Raw genomic sequence first — 18,770 nt, 5'->3', positions numbered from 1 at the left:
ACCGGCCGGCAACAGTAGAAGGCACGGCACATGTTCCGTCTGGCTCAGCTCTCCCTGCGAAACCGTGCGCTGATTGCACTGATCACCATCCTGGCCTCGGTGTTCGGTGTGATCACGATGGGCTCCCTCAAACAGGAACTCATACCGTCGCTCGAGTTCCCGCAGATCACCGTCCTGTCGTCGGTACCGGGGGCCTCACCGGAGTACCTCGACCGCCAGGTCAGCGAACCGCTCGAGACTGCTCTGAGCGGTGTGGAGGGACTGGAATCGTCGTCGGCCACCTCCCGGACCGGGGTGTCGACCATCAACCTGATGTTCGCCTACGGGACCGACCTTGACCGCGCCCGCGGCCAGGTGGACCGGGCAATCTCCACGGTCAGCCCGCTGCTGCCCGAGGACGTCACCCCACAATCGCTGGCCGGCAGCATCGCCGACCTGCCGATCGTCTTCATGGCAGTCTCATCCGACTCACCGCTCAGCGAACTTAACGGTGACCTCACCCGGCTCACCGTGCCCCGGCTACAACAGCTGGAGGGCGTCCGGGCGGCGGAAGTCAGTGGCGGTGCCAACCAGTACATCTCGATCCTGCCCGACCAGCGAGACCTCGCCGCCAACGACCTCACGGTCGCCGACATCACCACGGCGCTCGAGAACAACGGCGACCTCATCCCGGTCGGCACCCTCGAGGACGGCGACCGTTCCCTCACCATCCAGGCCGGCAGCCCGATTGCCTCGCTGGATGACATCCGTGCTCTCCCCCTCCTGCCCGACGGCGGGACCCCCGAAGCGGGCCAGACCCCACCGACCATCGGCTCGGTCGCTGAGGTAGCCGTCGCCGACGACGACGCCACCAGCGTCACCAGCGTCACCCGCACCAACGGCACCGAGACCCTGGCCCTGACCGTCACGAAGATTCCCGACGGCGACACCGTCGCCATCTCCAACCTCGTGGAGGAACTGCTGCCGCAGCTGGAGGCAGAGCTGGGGAACAACGCCGAGATCACCGTGATCTTCGACCAGGCCCCCTTCATCGAACGCTCGATCAGCGACCTCACCACCGAGGGGATCCTCGGTCTCGGTTTCGCCGTCGTCGTCATCCTGGTGTTCCTCCTGTCAGTGCGGTCCACCCTGGTGACTGCGATCAGCATTCCCCTGTCCCTCTTGATCACGTTCATCGGTCTTTGGGTGACCGGATACTCCCTGAACATTCTGACCCTGGGCGCGCTGACCATCGCCATTGGCCGGGTGGTGGACGACTCGATCGTCGTCATCGAGAACATCAAACGGCACCTCAGCTACGGCGAGGATAAACGCGAGGCCATCCTGACCGCGGTGCGGGAGGTCGCCGGGGCCATCACCGCATCGACGCTGATCACGGTCGCGGTGTTCGCGCCGATTGCGTTTGTCGGCGACCTCGCCGGTGAACTCTTCAGGCCGTTCGCACTCACCACGACGATCGCGCTGCTGGCCTCGCTGGCGGTTTCGCTGACCATTGTGCCGGTGCTGGCGTACTGGTTCCTGCCCGCTGCGGCCCCCGGAGTGGACTCCGACCAGGTCCGGGAGGACGCCCACGAGGCGGAGCGCAAATCCTGGCTGCAGCGCGGCTATCTGCCGATCCTCGGTACCACCCAGCGGCACCCGGTGTGGACGCTCTCGGCAGGAGTGCTGGTCCTGGCCGGCACGGCCGCGATGATCCCCCTCCTGCAGACCAACCTGCTCGGAAACACCGGGCAGAACAGCTTCAGCATCAACCAGACCCTCGAACCGGGGTCCAGTCTCGACACCACCGTGGCAGCGGCTAGCCAGACCGAGGAAGTACTGGCCGGCTTCCCCGGGGTGGAACAGGTGCAGGTGACCGTCGGCAACGCCTCCAGCGGCTTCGCCGCCCGGCTGTCCGGAGGCACCTCGGTGGCGTCCTTCACGGTAATCACCGCCGAGGACGCCGACCAGGAGCAGCTGCAGAACGACATCAGGGAGGAACTGGAGTCGCTGACCGGCGTCGGCGACTTCGCCCTGTCCGCACAGCAGGGGGGCCTGGGCACCTCCAGCACGATTGACGTGGACATCACCGCTCCAGGGCCCGATGAGCTGCAGGCCGCCAGCGACGCCGTGCTGGCTGCCATGCAGGGTCTCGACGGCGCCCGGGACGTCACCAGCAACCTGGCCGCAGCACAGCCGCAGGTACAGATCAGCGTCGACCGGGCTGAGGCAGTCGCCGCCGGCCTCAGCGAGGGACAGATCGCGGGACTGCTGGGCGGGAGCATCAGCCCGATTCCCGGCGGTCAGGTACGCCTGGAAACCACCGACTACCCGGTTCTCATCGGCGAGGGTACCGAGGTGACCAGCCTTGAACAGCTGCAGGATCTGGTCTTGCCCACCCCCGCGGGGCCAATCCCGCTCACCTCGGTGGCTTCCGCCGTCGAGGTCGAGGTGCCGCTGTCCATCACCAGCGCCAACGGCGAACGGACGGCCCAGGTATCCATTACACCGTCGGAACAGAACCTCGGGGCCCTCACCACGGCCGTCACCGAGCGGCTGGACGGCGTGGAACTACCCGCCGGGACCACCGCAACCCTGGGTGGCGCATCAGCCGAGCAGGCGGAGTCCTTCGCCCAGCTGTTCCTGGCGCTCTGGGCAGCTGTCGCCATCGTGTACGTGATCATGGTCGCTACCTTCAAATCTCTGATCCAGCCGCTGATCCTGCTGGTCTCGGTGCCGTTCGCCGCCACCGGGGCCATCGCACTGCTCGTGATCACCCAGATTCCGCTGGGCCTGCCGTCCCTGGTGGGCATGCTGATGCTGGTGGGGATCGTGGTGACCAACGCCGTCGTGCTGATCGACCTCATCAATCAGTACCGGCGCCCGCACGACGGCTCCCCCGGCCTGGGGGTTGAGGAAGCGATCATCCAGGGAGCCCGGCAACGGCTCCGCCCGATCCTGATGACCGCGTTGGCAACGATCTTCGCGCTGACCCCGATGGCGCTCGGCTTCACCGGTGAGGGCGGGTTCATTTCGCAGCCCCTGGCCGTGGTGGTGGTGGGCGGTCTGGTCTCGTCAACGGCGCTGACGCTGATCCTGGTCCCGGTAATCTACCGGCTGGTGGAAGGGCGTCGGGAGGCGCGCGAGCACTCGCGGCGGCCCGAGCAGCCCAGCGAGCCTCCCCGGACCGGGCGGCACGCACTCCCCCAGTAACCAGGCACGGGTGAGGGAACAAACGGTTGGATACCCCGGTTGACGGTATAGTAGATGCACATGCATCTACTTGGAGGAGGAACCATGCAGATCGGTATTTTCTCGGTTGGAGATGTGACTCTCGACCCCACGACTGGGACGGCACCCGCCGAGCTCGAGCGAATCAAGGCGATGGTGACCACCGGCAGTCCCCAGGAAGTCATCGAAAAGACCCTCACGTTCAGGGAGTTCTTCGTCGACTACCAGCGACAGCTGTTCCTGGTGGACCACGCCGGGCTGCCGCTGAAAACCGTGCTGGAGCAACTGGACCTGCTGGGTTCAGAGGTGCTCCCCGTCCTTCGCCAGGAGTTCGCCCAGCGCACCCCCGGGAACATCCCCGCCCCTCCGACCTTCCAGAACCGGCTCCAGTCGCTGTCGGAGGCCCACAGTGCCTGAGTCAACCGGGACGGAAAGCACAGTGCCCGAAGCAACAGTTCCCGAAACCACAGTGCCCGAGACACCCGGACCTGCCATCCGGCTGACGGCCGAAGCCTGGGAGTCGCTGTTCCGGGCCCAGGTCGCCGTGATGCGGAGGCTTCGCAATGATCCGTCGTTCAAGAAGCTGGCCATCGGTGAGTATGACGTACTGTTCAACCTCAGCCGCTGCCCCACCGGTTGGACCCGGCTCAACGAACTCAACCGCCATCTGCTCATCTCCCAGCCCAGCCTCAGCCGCATGGCGGAGCGGCTCGAGGCCAAGGGCCTGATCCAGCGGAAACCGGCACCCGATGACCAGCGCGGTGTGATGGTGGGTTTGACGGATTCGGGCAGGGAACTGCAGCGCGAAATCGGTGCGGCTCATGTCAGGGTGATTTATTCGCTCCTCGGCCCGGTTCTGGCGACCGAGGAGCTGGAACAGCTACTGACCCTGACCCGGCGGATCCGCGACGGTGTCGACGATCCGGAGCGCGCCGACTACTGAAGCCGGACGAGCTTCTCCGGCTGATCGACCGGAAGGGAATCCACCACAGCGGTCACTTCCATCGAGGAGAGTTGAAGGCTTCCGCCGACTGTGGAGAGGAACGCCGTGTCCGAGGCGTCCCGGCCGGTGGCGATGCGCAGCAGCGATTCGCGAGGCGCCAGACCGGTCGCGTCCACCACGTGCCACGCACCGTCCACCCACGCTTCCGCCACGGCGTGGAAATCCATGGGACTGAGCCCCGGTGCGTACACGGCGGCCAGGCGCGCTGGGACGTCCTTTGCGCGCAGCAGGGAGATCACCAGGTGAGCGTAGTCGCGGCACACGCCGCGCCGGCCCAGCAGCGTTTCCACTGCGCCGTCGGTGGGACGTGAGGAGCCGGAGACGTACGCCAGTTCCTTGCCCACCCATTGCCGCACGGCCTCCAGCAGGTCGGTGCCGCTCAGGGATCCGAACTCGGCGTACGACGTCGGCAGCAACCGGTCAGACTCGCAGTAGCGGCTGGGGCGGACATAGCGAATCAGGTCAGCTTCCGAGACCTCCTCGGGTGTGGCCAACCCCGTGACCGCCAAACGGTACTCCAGCACGATATTCGCCTCGCCCTCCACTGTGAGGGTGTGCAGGCGGCCCCCATGAATGTCCGCAAGCTCCCCGGGGATGACCAACTGGTCATTGACCGTGATCGACAGGTCCTCCTCAAAGCTGGTGTACCCCTCGTTGCGGACCGCAGCCAGGGCGAAGACAAGGGAGGACGCCGAGCGGGTCTGGGCGGTCAAACGGGCAGTCACGGATCGCTGCATGAGGGTACTCCTGATCAAGGGTGGGGATGCCAGTGCATGGGAAGGCCGGATACGGACTCTATGCTGAAAGCTATCACCACCGTAGAACAAGGAAGGCCCCTTAGTGAATTCCACTCCCCAGCTCCAGACCCACGACCTCGACGGTCGCACGGTGGTGATCACTGGAGCCAACAGTGGCCTCGGCCTGCAGACCGCCATCGCCCTGGCCCGCCGTGGCGCCCGGGTCACCCTGGCCTGCCGCAGCGAGTCCCGTGGTTCGCTGGCACTGGAGACGCTACGCTCCCGGGTTCCCGGGGCGGCCGCCGAACTGAGAATCCTTGACCTGGCATCGCTGGCCTCGGTGCGCCGCTTCGCCGAGGACTGGACCGAGCCTCTGGATCTGCTGATCAACAACGCCGGAGTGATGGCGACACCACGGGCCGTCACCGAGGATGGCTTTGAGCAGCAACTCGGTATCAACCACCTGGGTCACTTTGCCCTCACCGGGCTCCTGCTGGAGCGGTTGCGGGCGGCCGAGTCGCCGCGGGTGGTGTCGGTCTCCAGCCTCGCCCACAAGCGCGGCGCCATCAATTTCGACGATTTGAACTCGACCATCAGGTATCGCCGGTGGACAGCCTACAGCCAGAGCAAGATCGCCAACCTGTACTTCACCATGGAGCTGGACCGCCGGGTAAGGGCAACCGGGGAGCAACTGCTGGCGGTCGCCGCGCATCCCGGCCTCTCCAACACCAACCTCACCGCCGGCATGGGAACCACACCGGTGCTCGATGTGCTGGGCGGTTTCTTCAAGCTGTTCGGTCAGTCCGACGTTGCTGGTGCGTTGCCGATTCTCCGGGCAGCCACCGCTCCACTGGCCAGCGGCGGCGACTACTCGGGACCGGATGGGCCCGGGGAAACCAGGGGCAACGCTGTCCTCGTGGCGCCGGAACCCAAGGTGCTTGACCCCGAGGTGGGGGGCAGGCTGTGGGAGGTGAGCGCCGCGATGACCGGCGTCACGTTCCCCCGTCTGCCGGCGGCCTGAGAACCCGGCGCTACCGGGCCACCTGCAGAGACGCAACCATCCGGCGCACCGCCCCGAACTGGTCGGAGTCGAAGAACTCCTCGGCGTCCGCGATGGTGTCGAACGACGCCGTCCGGGATCCCACCTGTTCGGGCGTCAACGCCGTGAAGGAGATAGCGTCCCCGAAGGAGTAGAGCCCAACGTGCTCGGGGCCCTGGAGGGTGTTGTACAACTCGCAGGCTGCACCGTCGGCGCCTCCCACCACGTCGGTTACCCCGTACGAGCTGAAGAACCGGTAGCCCTCGATCAGCCGGACCACCAGCCGCGGGTCGATGGACTGCTCGGACTCGGCGGTGGACGGCAAGTCCACCGGCTGGCTGAGGATTACCGTGTAGGGACTGGCGTTGTCCGGGTCGCAGTCCTGCTCCACCGGGGTGATTCCCGTGTGCAGCTCCGCCATCGATTCGCCGTCGGCGTTCTCGACGGCGAAGTGGATCGATTCAGGCTCAAAACCGTCACCGGGATCCTCGATTGGCTCGACGGTCCAGTCCGGCGGTAGTTCGAAGCTCACGAGGGCTGCCGGGTCGGTGAAAACCTGCCAGTCGTCGTCGGGCGCGGGACGGGCGGCGACCGTGGGCGCCGGCTCCTGCATAGTGGTCGCTTCCGGGGCGGCAGAGCTGGCGTCCGACGACGGCGCCGCGGACTGCACGGGCCGGTCCCCGATCTCGACACCGGTGCAGCCGGAGACCGTCAGCGAGGCGGCCAACAGCAATGCACCCGCTGACACAACCCGCGTGGTTGACCGTGATCGACTCATCTGTGGTGTCCTTTGGTGTCGGAGGTCAGGGCCTGTGGTCCGAGTCTACTCAGTTGTCCCACTTGGGTGAGGCACCCCACCCAGGGTCATCCACACCGGCCGCCGTGGAGAATTACCCCTATGACCCCTGACCTGTCCCACACCATGGTTACCTCGGTAGCTTTCCCTACCGCGCTGGGTCCCGTGTGGGTCCGAATCTCGAGGTCTGCCGGCGTGGGCGCGGCGCCGTGGGTTCTGCTGCACGGCGCGGCAGGTTCCTGGCGGACGTTCAGGGAGCTACAGGCAGCCCATCATTTCCCCACCGACGTCGACACCGTGGTGATCGACCTTCCCGGGTGGGGCGACTCTCCGGGCATCGGAGGATTCACCATCGAGGCGCAAGCCGCCGCAGTGGTGGAGGTCCTGGTCCAGGCGGGATACCGGCAGTGGCGGCTCTTCGGGCACTCAATGGGCGCTGTTCCGGCGCTGGAGATCGCGACCGTTGAGCCGGAGAGGACACTCGCGGTGGTGGTGCTCTCCCCCACCGCGGTGGTCGCCGCACAAGCCTTCCGCCACCCCTGGCGGAACCTTCACCGAATGTTTCCGCTGCTCGGAATGAAGACCATCATGGGGTTTCTTGACCTCACCGGAGTGCTGGGGCCGCGTCTGGTGGCTGTGGCGCGCCGGCTTCGACTGTTCAGGCTCGTGCTGCGGCCGTTCGTGGTCAGGCCCGCAGCCCTGACCGAGCCGGTGGTCACCGCCCTCGCCGTCGACGCCCGACCGGCCGCGTTTGCGCTCGCGGCGGACGCTTTGAAGCACTTCGACTTCTCCCATTGGAAGGCGGCCGGAGGAATCCAGGTGCTGCTGCGGGGTGAACGGGATGTTTTCACCCCGGCCGCGGAGCTGGCCGAACTCGCGGCGCTGCTCCCCCACGTGCAGGCCCACGTGCTGGCGGGTACCGGACATTTCGCCCACATCGAGGATCCGGAAGCCGTGGCGCGGATCCTGGCTGACACGTCAGGCGCCGCGGACCCCCGTGTCGGGGACTAGAAGATCTCCCCCTTGGAGGGGCGCGGTCCCTGAAGGGACGCGGCGACAGCGTTCCCACGGCGTTCCCGTGACCAGAGGAGCAGGACCACCGCTGCGCCACCGAGGGCGGCCAGCAGTGGAGCCAGCCAGTCGCCGTCGGGCGCCAGGAGTGCACTGTTCTCCTGCCAGGGCCACAGCGCCCGGAGCGAGCCGAGGATCAGGCCGGTGGCCACCAGCAGGACAGCCCGGCGGTGCACCCGCAGGAGGTACGCAAGGAGCTGGACGATGGAGGCCAGTCCCAGGACGGCACCACCGGCGAAAAGCGCCAGGTACCCGAAGTCCCGCTCGCTCACTGCCTCCAGGGTGGGTTCGTACATGCCAAAGGTCAGCAGGATGAAGGAGCCGGAAAGACCCGGCAGGGCCAGGGCACATACCGCGGCCGCACCGCTCAGCACCAGCACCCACCAGGCGGGATCCTGTACCTGCAGGGCGGGCAGACCCAGCAGCAGGAACGCGGCACCGGCCACGAGCAGCACCACCACGGGCCCGCCCACCAGGGTGGACCGGGTGACCGGTCCCGCCTCAAGGGCCATCGAAATGGGCACCAGCAGGCTGGCCGTGACCATCCCGAGGAACAGGGCGCTCGAAATGGTCGGCTGGCCCTCGACGAAGGCGTGCAGCGGGCCGGAGAGGGTAAACAGGGCGAGGAACATGCCGATCACCAACGGCACCACGAGCGCCCATTCCACACCGGTGAGGTGACGGGAGACGCTGCGACCCTGACGTTTGACGGTGAATCGGACGACGCCTCTGATCAGGTGGTTGGCCGAGGAAATCAGCCGGTCAAAGATGCCCAGGACCAGTGCGACGGTGCCGCCGGAGACTCCCGGCACAAGTTCGACGATCCCGATCAGCGCGCCACGGATCACGTGGGCAAGGCTGGATCGGACGGTGGGTGCGGGCTTCACTGGGGTGGGGGATGGGGAAGTCACCCTTTTAACTGTAGTGTGCCGGCGCTGATGGGCCGTGCCAGATTACGCCGGGCGCCCCAAGCCCCTGACCGTCGTCACGGCCGCGGTCACGGCCCGCGCAGTGAGGGCGATGTCGCGTTCGGTGGTGGCGGACGTCCAGGAGAAGCGCACCGCCGTCTGGGCGGTTTCCCGGTCAATACCCAGCGCCAGCAGGACCGACGACGGTTCGTCGCTGCCCGCCGCGCAGGCCGACCCGCTGGAACACACGACGCCTCGACGTTCCAATTCCAGGAGCACCGACTCCCCGCTGGTCCCGGGGAAGCAGAACGATGCGAGGTTGGGCAGGCGCTGGCCCGGGTCCCCCGTCAGGAGTGCTCCCGGCACCGTGTCCAGCACGTGATTGATCAGGTAGTCCCGCTGTGTCGTGGCGGCAGCGACGGCCGCGTTCCGTTCCCCCTGCGCCTGGCCGAGCGCGATGGCGAACCCCACGGCTCCGGCGACATTCTCGGTCCCGGACCGGCGTCCGCGCTCCTGCCCGCCACCGTGAATCAGAGGTTCCAACGGAATCCGGGACCTGACATACAGCAGGCCGGTCCCCTTGGGTGCTCCCAGCTTGTGACCGGACAGCGTGAGCGCGTCGACGCCCAGGTCCGCGACGCTGAGCGCCAGCCAGCTTCCGGCCTGGACCGCGTCCGTGTGGAACGGCACGCCGGCCGCCGCGCACCGGTCGGCGAGCGCTCTGATGTTCTGGACCGTGCCCACCTCGTTGTTCGCGTACATGATGGAGCAGCAGGTGGTGCCGGGTGTCAGTGCGTCGCTCAGGCTGTCGGCGTCGACGAGTCCGGTGGAGGAGACCGGGAGCACCGTGATCCGGAAGCCATGGAGGCGGTGCAGGTAGTCAAGGGCTTCCAGGACAGCGGGATGCTCAATGGCACTGGTGATGATGTGCCGGTCGCGGGGCGAGGCGAGCGCAATGCCCTTCAGGGCAAGGTTGTTGGCTTCAGTCCCACCCGAGGTGAAGGTGAGTTCAGCCGGTCGGCACCCCAGGACCCGCGCGGCGCTCTTCCGCGCTGTGGCCAGCGCAGCGGCAGCAGTCTCGCCCGGACCGTGGTGGCTGGAGGGGTTACCGAACTCAGAGGTCAGCAGCGGCCACATTGCCTCCAGGACCTCCTGGCGGACCGGTGCGGTGGCGGCGGCATCCAGATAGATCACCGGGCTGTTCCCCGGACGGTGAGGTCGAGTCCCAGGTCAAGGGCGTGGACGCTGTGGGTCAGCGCCCCGGAGGAAATGATGTCCACCCCGGTGCCGGCTATCGCGCCCACGGTGTCGAGCCGGACGTTCCCGCTGGCTTCGACCAGCGCACGCCCCGCCACCAGCAGCACACCCTCGGCCAGCTCGGCCAGCGAGAAGTTGTCGAGCATGATCGTATCCACCCCTGCGGCGAGCACGGGCTCGATCTGGTCGATCCGGTCCACCTCCACCTCGAAATGAACCGTGTGGGGAAGCCGGGCCTTTGCTGCGGTGAGCGCCTCAGTCAACCCGAGGGCGCCGCCGCGGGTGAGGAGGGCCAGGTGGTTGTCCTTGGCCATCACGGCGTCCGACAGGCTGAACCGGTGGTTGAAGCCTCCCCCGCAGCGAACCGCATACCGTTCCAGCACCCGCAGTCCGGGCGTGGTTTTGCGGGTATCGACGATCCTGGCGCGTGTACCTTCCACCGCTTCGACGAACCGGGCGGTGAGAGTGGCAATCCCGCTGAGCCGCTGCGCCAGGTTCAGCGCCACCCGTTCGGCCCGCAGCAGAGACCGTGCGGGTCCCGACAGGACAGCGAGGACGGCGCCGACGTCGAAGGTCTCCCCATCCGCGAGGAGGAACCGCACGCTGGTGCGCTGGTCGGTCAGTCGTAGCGCCGCTTCAATGACCTGCTGGCCACAGAAGACTCCCGCCTCCCGGGCCACGATCGAGGCTTCCGCGGAGGCAGACGCGGGGATCAGGGTCTCCGACGTGATGTCGCCCCAGGGCGCGTCTTCGGCGAGCGCCGCGGCCACGATGCGGTCGACGTCGGGCGTTGCCGGCTGACCGGTCGGCTGGCTCATGGGTGTGACCTTCGGTAGGCAGTGGAGTGCGGAACGCTACCGGGGGTGGCGCGGCCCGGGAAATCGGTGCGGTAGTGGGCGCCGAGGGACTCCTCCCGCGCGGCAGCGGCATGGACCAGCAACCGGGCGGACGTCAGCAGGTTGCCGGTCTCGCGCTCGTCAGGGGAACCGGAGGCACCGGCGAACTGGTCGAGTTGTTTGGCGGCCACCTGCAGGCCGGCCGCGCTGCGCGTCACCGCTGCATGGTCGCTCATCAGCTGCTGCAGGGTGCGGCGGTCGCAGATCTCCGTCCGGACGCCGTCGGGAAACTCGAGCTCGGTCGCAGCGAACCCTGGCCAACCAGAGGCCAGGTCATGGGCGGTCATGGCATGGGCGTTCGTGGCGTGGGAGGTGCCGGTGCCGGAAGTGATCGCGTCGACAGCCCGGCCTGCGAAGACGAGCCCCTCCAGCAGTGAGTTGGACGCCAGCCGGTTGGCGCCGTGGACTCCCGTACAGGCGGTCTCGCCGATGGCGTAGAGCCCCGGAAGGGAGGTTCTCCCGGCGAGGTCGGTCTGGATTCCGCCCATCCAGTAGTGGGCAGCAGGGACCACCGGCAGCGGATCAACCGACCAGTCAAAGCCGTGGGCGGCGGTGTGCCGGTGCAGGGACGGGAACCGGGTGGAGAGGAAGCCGGCCCCCAGCCCGGTGGCGTCGAGGTATACCCGGTCCTCACCGCGGTCCCTCAGGTGCAGGGCGATGCTCCGGGAGATGACATCCCGCGGCGCAAGTTCCCCCGCCGGGTGATAGGCGCTCATGAAGCGGTTCCCCGACTCATCCCGCAGGACTGCGCCTTCTCCGCGGACTGCTTCCGAGATCAGCAGGTTGCCCGGGACGTCAAGGGCGGTGGGATGGAACTGGAAGAACTCAAGGTCCTTGACGACGGCGCCGGCTCGCCACGCAGCGGCCAGCCCATCGCCGGTGGCCACCAGGGGGTTGGTGTTGTGGGCGAACAGCTGGCCCGCACCCCCGGTGGCAAGCACCACCGCGTCGGCGTCGACGGTGTGGGGTATACCGTCCCGGAGGATGAGAGCGCCACGCACCGACTGCCTCACTGCCCCCTCAAGGAGCAGGTCGGCGAGGAATGAGTGTTCCAGCACCTCGATTCCGGGGTCGCGCAACACCGCCGCAATGAGCGCCCGGGCGAGAGCGGCCCCGGTAGCGTCACCGCCGGCGTGCAGGATCCGCGACGCTGAATGGGCGGCCTCCCGGCCGAGGGCCAGCCCACCGGCAGCGGTGCGGTCGAAGGGGGTCCCGAGGTCCAGAAGCGCCGCAATATGGCGGGCTGCCCCGGAGCACAGGGCCTGAACCGCCTCCGGCACGCAGGCCCCTGCGCCAGCGGCCAGGGTATCGGCAACGTGGTGGGCAACAGTGTCGGGGTCTGCCGTGGCAGTGTCTGCTGTGTCAGGGGCGGTTGTGTCAGGGTCTATCCGGTCCGGGAGTACGGCCGCGATCCCGCCCTGCGCGTGCCAGGTGTTGCTGTTTTCCAGGCGTCCCTTGGTGGCAAGGATGACCGCGGTACGGGGGCTGGACCGGCGCAGGCAGAGCGCGGCGTACAGCCCGGCAATGCCGCTGCCCACCACGAGGACCTGCCCCAGCGGTGCCCCGGTCATGGCTGGACGGCGAGCATGCGCTCGAGCGCCACCCGGGACGGGACCGTCACCGACTCGTCGACGGTGATCTGGTTCAGGACGGTCCCGTCGACCAGCGCCTCCAGGACCCATGCCAGATAGCCGGGGTGGATCCGGTACATGGTGGAGCAGGGACAGATCACCGGGTCCAGGCAGAAGATGGTGTGTTCGGGGTGCTCGGCCGCGAGCCGGTTGACCATGTTGATCTCGGTACCGACGGCGAAGGTGCTGCCGGGTGCAGCGGCGTCGATCGCCTTGCGGATGTAGTCGGTGGAGCCGGACTCATCGGCTGCGTCCACCACCTCCATGGGGCATTCGGGGTGCACGATCACCCGGACGCCCGGGAAATCGGCCCGTGCCTTCTCGATCTGGTTCACCGAGAACCGCTTGTGTACCGAGCAGAAACCGTGCCACAGGATGACTTTCGCGTCCTGCAGGGTGGCTTCCTGGTTGCCGCCGAGCGGCTTGCGCGGGTTCCACAGGGGCATCTGCTCCAGCGGCACACCCATGGCTTTGGCCGTGTTCCGGCCGAGGTGCTGGTCGGGGAAGAACAGGACCCGCTGCCCGCGCTGGAAGGCCCACTCAAGGACTGCAGCCGCGTTCGAGGAGGTGCACACAATGCCGCCATTTTCACCGCAGAACCCCTTGAGCGCGGCCGAGGAGTTCATGTAGGTGACGGGGATGACCGGGACCCGACCGTCGTCGTCGGGCTCGGTCCCGAACAGTTCCGCCAGGTCTTCCCAGCAGTCCGTCACGGAGTCGATATCGGCCATATCGGCCATCGAGCAGCCGGCAGCGAGATTGGGGAGGATCACCGCCTGGTCGGGCCGGGAGAGCATGTCGGCGGTCTCGGCCATGAAGTGGACACCGCAGAAGATGATTGCTTCCGCCGCTGTCTTCTCGGTGGCGGCGCGCGCCAGCTGGTAGGAGTCGCCCACGAAATCGGCGTACCTGACCACCTCGTCGCGCTGGTAGAAGTGGCCCAGAATGACCGCCCGGTCCCCCAGCGTCGCCTTGGCGGCCAGGATGCGCGCGTCCAGCTCCGCGTCGGAGGCGAGGCGGTACTCCTCGGGCAGTTCGCCCTGCCGCGGCGTCGTGGCAGGAGCACTGTCACCCATCGAGGCGCCGGGCCCATAGGTGGGTGCCACCTCCCGGTCAACCGTCCACGGGTCCTTGGCGAGGGCTGGCGAGCAGGTGGTAACGCGCCTGGTCAGTGCTTGTTCACGGGTCACAAGCTCAATGGCGGTGGCGACACTGGTCATGGGAGGCTCCTGGAAATCTGGTCAGTGGGGGCGGTGCTGGAGGAAGAGGTGCTGGAGGAAGTGGAGGCAGGAGTCGGGGTGGCGTGGGCGCCGAGGGTGCCTGCGGTTCCCGTGTACCGGTACAGCCGGGGCGGGCGGTGGCGGACGCCCTGCAGGTACTCGTCCGTGGGTGTGATGTCCGGGGTGGTGCGGAGTTGGCGGCGGAAGTTCGCCGGGTCCAGCTGCCGGTCAAGCACCGCCTCGTAGACCTCCCGGACCTGCGCCAGCGTGAACGTCTCGCCGAGGAAGTGGTAGGCGATCGACCCGTATTCCATCTTGCTGCGCAGCCGCCAGAGCGCGTAGTCAACGATCGAGTTGTGGTCGAACGCGAGGTCCTCAAGCTTGTCAGCCCGGAACCACCTGACGTTCTCGGACTCCTGCGTCAGCGCTGCCTCGTCCGGCTGGACCAGCGCCCAATAAACGATCGAGACGAGGCGCTGAGTGGCCGCCCGGTCAAGCCCGCCAAACGCGTACAGCTGTTCCAGGTAGTTGGGGACCAGCCCGGTGGTTTCCCTCAGATTGCGGGACGCCGCATCCTGAAGTGACTCGATCTGGGCGAGCGGGCCGCCCGGCAGCGCCCACTTACCCAGGTGTGGCTGCCTGATCCTACGGACGAGCGGCAGCCAGAGGGTGGGGCGTCCTGACGTCGCACTGGGGCGGAGGGCGAAAATCACCGTGGAAATGGCCAGTGCGGGCGGCTGCAGCTGCCGCTCGGAGACGTTCGCCGCCTCCGGATGGCTCACACCTCTGTACATTCGTTCCCTCGATTCCGCGCCTGGAGCGTGGCACAGTGTGCCAGCGAATGATGTCCAATCCGAGTTAATGTCAGATTGACTATAACTAATTCTAGCGGGAAGAGTCCGGTTCTCCAACCCGCCCTCGACTTGGGGGCGCAGGGCGGGAGTACACCCGCGGTGGCTAACCAGAGGTGTCGTGGTCCGCGGCAGCCCGCATCAGCGGCAGGGTGCGCCCCTCGAAGTGCGTGTTGAGCACGATGACCGTCGACGAGCGCACCACCGTCCGGGTGGCAATAATCGCATCGATCACGCGTTGGAGGTCAGGATTGGACCGCGCGGCCACCTTGGCGAGGAGGTCGCTCTCCCCCGACACGGTGTGCACTTCCTGAATTTCGGGGATCTTCGCGAGCGCCGATGAGACGGCGTCATGCCCGGAGTCCTGGTGGATGATCAGGGAGCAGTACGCCACCACCGGGTACCCCAGACTGCGTGGCTCGATCCGCGGGCCCCAGCCGGCAATCACGCCGTCGCGCTGCATCCGGTCGAGGCGCGCCTGAATGGTGGCCCGGGCTACGGACAGGCGCCGCGACGCCTCAAGTACGCTCATCCGCGGATCATCGGTGAACAGTTCGGCGATGCGGGAATCGAGCGGGTCGATGGCCATGTGTTACCTCTCGGACACGCCGGGCACCGGCCCATGTTGTGTCACAGCGAATTAGTGACTACTGTCACAGTCGTTGGTCTAGCGACCAAGCGGCAGGGGTGGGTTCGACGGCGCACGCGCTCCTGTCGCTTTTTTTATGTCGATCAATATCCAGTCTAACGAACACTTTGTGTAGTTGTGAGCTGAAAATTCCACCAATTATCTACACGGTGCGCAGGCTCGCCTGCACAGATTGCAGTACCGGCCCCGAGGACGTACCGTCACTGCAGCAGAGTGATCCCCATCATAAGGACGGCAATGAATCCCACGCCCACCCCTCCCGAGGAGGAACTGACGAAGCTCTACCAGTTACTGGTCCGAGTACGTCAGCTGGACATTGCGGCCGTCCGCTGGCAGCGGCAGGGAATCATTCCCGGTTACGCTCCGCTGCTTGGCCAGGAGGCTGCCCAGGTGGGCAGCGGCTACGCCGTCGACACCACCCGTGACTTTGTCTTCCCCACCTATCGGGAGATGGGCGTCGCCCGGGCAATGAACGTCGACATGGTTCACTACATGGCCACCCACAAGGCAACCTGGCACGGCGGCCTCTACGACCCCGCCGCCACTCGCCTGGCCCCGATCCAGGCCGTCGTCGCCGGCTCGGTGCTGCATGCGGTCGGCTGGGCCCACGGACAGACCCTGGCCCAGCATGAGCAGGCTGCCGGCGACGGGAGCGGCGTCGCCCTCACCTACTTCGGCGACGGCGCCAGCTCCCAGGGTGACGTCCATGAGGCGATGAACTTCGCGGCAGTGATGAAGGCACCGGTGGTCTTCTTCGTGCAGAACAATGGCTGGGCGATCTCCGTCCCCACCGCCGCGCAGGTTGCCGGGGGCACTGTTGCCGCCCGCGCCGCGGGTTACGGGATGCCGTCGCTCACCGTGGACGGGAACGACGTCGTCAGCGTCCTCGCTGCCACCCGGCAAGCCATCGCGCATTGCCGCGCAGGCAACGGGCCCATGCTGATCGAAGCCAACACGTATCGCCTCGGACCTCATTCCACCAGCGACGATCCAGGCCGATACCGATCCCTCAAAGATGAGCAGACGGCGCGCAGTCTCGATCCCGTGCAGCGATGCGCGGACCTGCTGCGCACCGCCTACGGTGCCGGTACCGACTACTTCGACTCGGTCTTCGCCGATGCCGAGGCGGAGACCGAGCGCGTCCGCGAAGGCGTGGAATCCCTGGCACCGCGGCCCGGCGCCGACATGTTCAAGTACGTCTTCCAAGAGACCACCCCAGCGCTCCAGCAGCAGGAAACCACCTGGCGAGAGGAATCAGAGCATGTCTGAGCAGACGGCAGAAATCACGGCGCCGGATCTGGATGAGGCTGGACCCCACCTGGAACACCTCTCCATGCAGCAGGCCCTGAACCGGGCGCTGGCCGAATCGCTTGAAGAGAACGCCAAAACCCTCATCTTCGGGGAGGACGTTGGTCAGCTGGGCGGCGTCTTCCGGATCACCGACGGACTGCAGCAGCGATTCGGCGCGGACCGGGTGTTCGACACGCCCCTGGCCGAGTCGGGCATCCTGGGCATGTCCGTAGGACTGGCAATGGCGGGATTCCACCCCATCCCCGAGGTGCAGTTCGATGGATTCGCCTACCCTGCCGTCAACCAGATTGTCTGCCAGATCGGCCGGATGAACTACCGCAGCCGCGGCACCCTCCCAATGCCCATCACCTTGCGCGTTCCCAGCTTTGGCGGAATCCGCGCTCCCGAACACCACGGGGAAAGCCTAGAGAGCCTTTTCGCGCACGTTCCCGGGTTGAAGGTTCTTTCACCGGCAGATCCGCACCAGGCCTACCACCTGCTCAAGCACGCTGCCCGGAGGCCCGACCCGGTGATCTTCATGGAACCGAAAGCACGGTACTGGCAGAAGGATCCGGTTGACACGGCAGACGGCGGCACGCTCGAGGGTGCGCGGGTGGCCCGTCCCGGGCGGCACGTTACGCTCATCGCGTGGGGCGCCATGGTGGCTCGCTGCCTGCAGGTCGCCGAACTCGCCGCCGAGGACGGGATTGACGTTGAGGTGCTCGACCTGCGCTGGCTGAAGCCCATCGACACTGCGGGGCTGGCCGCCTCGGTGGCCAAAACCAAGCGAGCCGTCGTCGTGCATGAAGCGCCCCGCACCAGTGGATTGGGCGCCGAAATTGCTGCGCTGGTCACCGAGCAGTGCTTCAATGTTCTCAAGGCACCGGTGGAACGGGTGACAGGATTCGATGTTCCGTACCCCTCCGGCGATCTGGAAGACGAGTACGTACCGAACATCGACCGGATCCTGTTCGGTATTCAACGAGTATTGGAGCACCGCCGTGGCTGAACTGTCCTTCCCGTTACCCGACCTGGGTGAAGGCCTCATCGAGGCAACGGTGCTGGAATGGCTGGTGGCCGTCGGCGACACCGTCGAGCGCAACCAGCCCCTGGTGGAGGTGGAGACCACCAAGTCCGCGGTGGAGCTCCCCTCACCGCAGGCCGGCGTCGTGGTGCGGGTTCACGGTGAGCCGGGCCAGGTGGTGAAGGTCGGCGACCCCCTCATCGTGTTTGAGGTGCCCGACAACACGGCAGGCATCGTCGGAACGGTTCCGCAGGAGCACGCACCCAAACGGCGGGTGCGCCTGAGCCCCATTGCCGACGACGACTAGACGCATCTAACCCGAGGGAGATTGACATGGGACGGCACCGGGACCACTTGGTAGAGGGCATCGACCCGCATTTGTTCGTCGAGGAACACAGCCCGGCGCAGGAGTCCGATACCCGGCCGGTGCTGCTGCTGCACGGGTTCGCCTCCTCAACGAAACTGAACTGGCAGGACACGGGCTGGATTCGGGCACTGACCGACGCCGGACGCCGGGTGATTACCGTCGACCTCCCCGGTCACGGCAACAGCGCCTCCCCCGAAGAGCGCGACGCCTACGCACCGAGCCGCATCCGGGCCGATCTTCTGCAACTCCTGCAGGACTCGCACGTCATCCCGCTAGATGACGCCACGCCGGGCAGCGGGGTGGACATCATCGGCTACTCTCTCGGCTCACGGCTGGCCTGGGAATTCGGTGCCACCCAGCCCGAGCTGGTGCACCGCATGGTGCTGGGTGGTCCCGGTTCGGCCGATCCGCTGGCCGACTTTGACCTCACCGCCGCGCAGCAGCACCTGACCGACGGCACCCCGGTCGAGGACGCCTTAACAGCCGACCTGCTCCGGATGGCACGGATGGTACCGTCCCACGATGTGTTCGCGTTGCTGACCATGGTGGAGGCCATCAAGGGTGAGCCCTTCACTGCCGCGGAGGCCGTGCCGCGCATGCCGCTGCTGCTGGTCGCTGGCGAAAACGACGACAGGGCGGCCACCATGCCGGACCTCGCTGCCCTCAGCAATCAGGCGGAGACGGTGTGGCTCCCGGGACGCACCCACACCAACGCCATCACCTCCCGCGCCTTCAAGAAGGCCGCAATCGATTTCCTCAACGCGTAGGCCCTGCCGGGGAGGCGACCCGTTCAAGAAAAGCAACGGGAGAACCGGGTTCCG

The 18,770-nt window shown here is 67.0% G+C and carries 17 protein-coding genes and 1 pseudogene; 9 read left to right on the top strand and 9 right to left on the bottom strand.

Features of this window, described 5'->3' with window-relative positions; all coding sequences use genetic code 11:
- The first annotated feature begins 30 nt into the window (after nt 1–30).
- The 3 genes and pseudogenes from H4V95_RS06795 to H4V95_RS06785 all read left to right on the top strand — a co-directional run bounded on the left by H4V95_RS06795 (nt 31) and on the right by H4V95_RS06785 (nt 4,153).
- Nucleotides 31–3,192 carry an efflux RND transporter permease subunit gene (locus H4V95_RS06795; RefSeq protein ID WP_245345603.1) on the top strand — a complete coding sequence of 1,054 codons (3,162 nt, stop codon included), beginning with the start codon at nt 31–33 and terminating at the stop codon, nt 3,190–3,192.
- Nucleotides 3,193–3,366: 174 nt separating this feature from the next.
- Nucleotides 3,367–3,627, top strand: a pseudogene (locus H4V95_RS06790) (5,10-methylene tetrahydromethanopterin reductase); the annotation flags it as partial.
- A 22-nt stretch (nt 3,628–3,649) separates the two neighbouring features.
- Nucleotides 3,650–4,153, top strand: a complete 504-nt coding sequence (locus H4V95_RS06785; RefSeq protein ID WP_312883961.1) for a MarR family winged helix-turn-helix transcriptional regulator — start codon at nt 3,650–3,652, stop codon at nt 4,151–4,153.
- Here H4V95_RS06785 and H4V95_RS06780 read toward each other — a convergent pair.
- Nucleotides 4,147–4,950, bottom strand: coding sequence for a transglutaminase family protein (locus tag H4V95_RS06780; protein ID WP_196865832.1), 804 nt, complete (start codon nt 4,948–4,950; stop codon nt 4,147–4,149). The genes H4V95_RS06785 and H4V95_RS06780 overlap by 7 nt on opposite strands.
- A gap of 103 nt (nt 4,951–5,053) precedes the next feature.
- Here H4V95_RS06780 and H4V95_RS06775 point away from each other — a divergent pair, with 103 nt between their 5' ends.
- Nucleotides 5,054–5,971 carry an oxidoreductase gene (locus H4V95_RS06775; RefSeq protein WP_196865831.1) on the top strand — a complete coding sequence of 306 codons (918 nt, stop codon included), beginning with the start codon at nt 5,054–5,056 and terminating at the stop codon, nt 5,969–5,971.
- 10 nt (nt 5,972–5,981) lie between these two features.
- On the opposite strand, the gene H4V95_RS06770 is transcribed toward H4V95_RS06775, so the two are convergent.
- Entirely contained in the window at nt 5,982–6,767 is a 786-nt protein-coding gene (locus H4V95_RS06770; RefSeq protein WP_196865830.1) for a hypothetical protein, read from the bottom strand.
- A 120-nt stretch (nt 6,768–6,887) separates the two neighbouring features.
- Here H4V95_RS06770 and H4V95_RS06765 point away from each other — a divergent pair, with 120 nt between their 5' ends.
- A complete protein-coding gene (locus H4V95_RS06765) occupies nt 6,888–7,796 on the top strand; it encodes an alpha/beta fold hydrolase (RefSeq protein WP_209729505.1) in 909 nt (302 codons plus the stop codon).
- On the opposite strand, the gene H4V95_RS06760 is transcribed toward H4V95_RS06765, so the two are convergent.
- The 7 genes from H4V95_RS06760 to H4V95_RS06730 form a co-directional block, all read right to left on the bottom strand.
- Nucleotides 7,793–8,767 (bottom strand): DUF368 domain-containing protein, encoded by a 975-nt coding sequence (locus H4V95_RS06760; protein WP_312883960.1) that lies wholly within the window; start codon nt 8,765–8,767, stop codon nt 7,793–7,795. The two genes, H4V95_RS06765 and H4V95_RS06760, sit on opposite strands and share 4 nt — an antisense overlap.
- Nucleotides 8,768–8,809: 42 nt before the next feature.
- Nucleotides 8,810–9,958: a cysteine desulfurase family protein gene (locus tag H4V95_RS06755; protein ID WP_209729503.1), complete on the bottom strand. Its 1,149-nt coding sequence runs from the start codon at nt 9,956–9,958 to the stop codon at nt 8,810–8,812.
- Complete coding sequence (nadC, locus tag H4V95_RS06750; RefSeq protein WP_196865827.1) at nt 9,955–10,839, bottom strand: carboxylating nicotinate-nucleotide diphosphorylase; 885 nt, start codon at nt 10,837–10,839, stop codon at nt 9,955–9,957. Before nadC ends, H4V95_RS06755 begins: the two co-directional genes overlap by 4 nt.
- Nucleotides 10,836–12,488 carry an L-aspartate oxidase gene (nadB, locus tag H4V95_RS06745; RefSeq protein ID WP_196865826.1) on the bottom strand — a complete coding sequence of 551 codons (1,653 nt, stop codon included), beginning with the start codon at nt 12,486–12,488 and terminating at the stop codon, nt 10,836–10,838. Before nadB ends, nadC begins: the two co-directional genes overlap by 4 nt.
- Nucleotides 12,485–13,768, bottom strand: a complete 1,284-nt coding sequence (nadA, locus tag H4V95_RS06740) for a quinolinate synthase NadA (RefSeq protein WP_196865825.1) — start codon at nt 13,766–13,768, stop codon at nt 12,485–12,487. The genes nadB and nadA overlap by 4 nt, the downstream gene beginning before the upstream one ends.
- A complete protein-coding gene (locus H4V95_RS06735) occupies nt 13,765–14,550 on the bottom strand; it encodes an NrtR DNA-binding winged helix domain-containing protein (protein WP_312883959.1) in 786 nt (261 codons plus the stop codon). Before H4V95_RS06735 ends, nadA begins: the two co-directional genes overlap by 4 nt.
- Nucleotides 14,551–14,725: 175 nt before the next feature.
- A complete protein-coding gene (locus H4V95_RS06730) occupies nt 14,726–15,208 on the bottom strand; it encodes an Lrp/AsnC family transcriptional regulator (protein ID WP_196865823.1) in 483 nt (160 codons plus the stop codon).
- A 297-nt stretch (nt 15,209–15,505) separates the two neighbouring features.
- Here H4V95_RS06730 and H4V95_RS06725 point away from each other — a divergent pair, with 297 nt between their 5' ends.
- From H4V95_RS06725 to H4V95_RS06710, 4 genes are read left to right on the top strand one after another with little or no spacing between them, the layout of a single operon-like run.
- On the top strand, nt 15,506–16,537 hold the full coding sequence (locus H4V95_RS06725; protein ID WP_196865822.1) for a thiamine pyrophosphate-dependent enzyme: 1,032 nt from the start codon (nt 15,506–15,508) through the stop codon (nt 16,535–16,537).
- Nucleotides 16,530–17,567: an alpha-ketoacid dehydrogenase subunit beta gene (locus tag H4V95_RS06720; protein ID WP_196865821.1), complete on the top strand. Its 1,038-nt coding sequence runs from the start codon at nt 16,530–16,532 to the stop codon at nt 17,565–17,567. Before H4V95_RS06725 ends, H4V95_RS06720 begins: the two co-directional genes overlap by 8 nt.
- On the top strand, nt 17,560–17,889 hold the full coding sequence (locus H4V95_RS06715) for a biotin/lipoyl-containing protein (protein ID WP_196865820.1): 330 nt from the start codon (nt 17,560–17,562) through the stop codon (nt 17,887–17,889). The genes H4V95_RS06720 and H4V95_RS06715 overlap by 8 nt, the downstream gene beginning before the upstream one ends.
- 26 nt (nt 17,890–17,915) lie before the next feature.
- Nucleotides 17,916–18,716, top strand: a complete 801-nt coding sequence (locus tag H4V95_RS06710; RefSeq protein ID WP_209729501.1) for an alpha/beta fold hydrolase — start codon at nt 17,916–17,918, stop codon at nt 18,714–18,716.
- Nucleotides 18,717–18,770 lie beyond the last annotated feature (54 nt).

It is taken from the genome of Arthrobacter sp. CAN_C5 (assembly GCF_017875735.1).
GTDB lineage: Bacteria > Actinomycetota > Actinomycetes > Actinomycetales > Micrococcaceae > Arthrobacter_D.
Note: the sequence above shows the minus strand (reverse complement) of the source record. Positions and strands in the feature narration are given on the sequence as shown.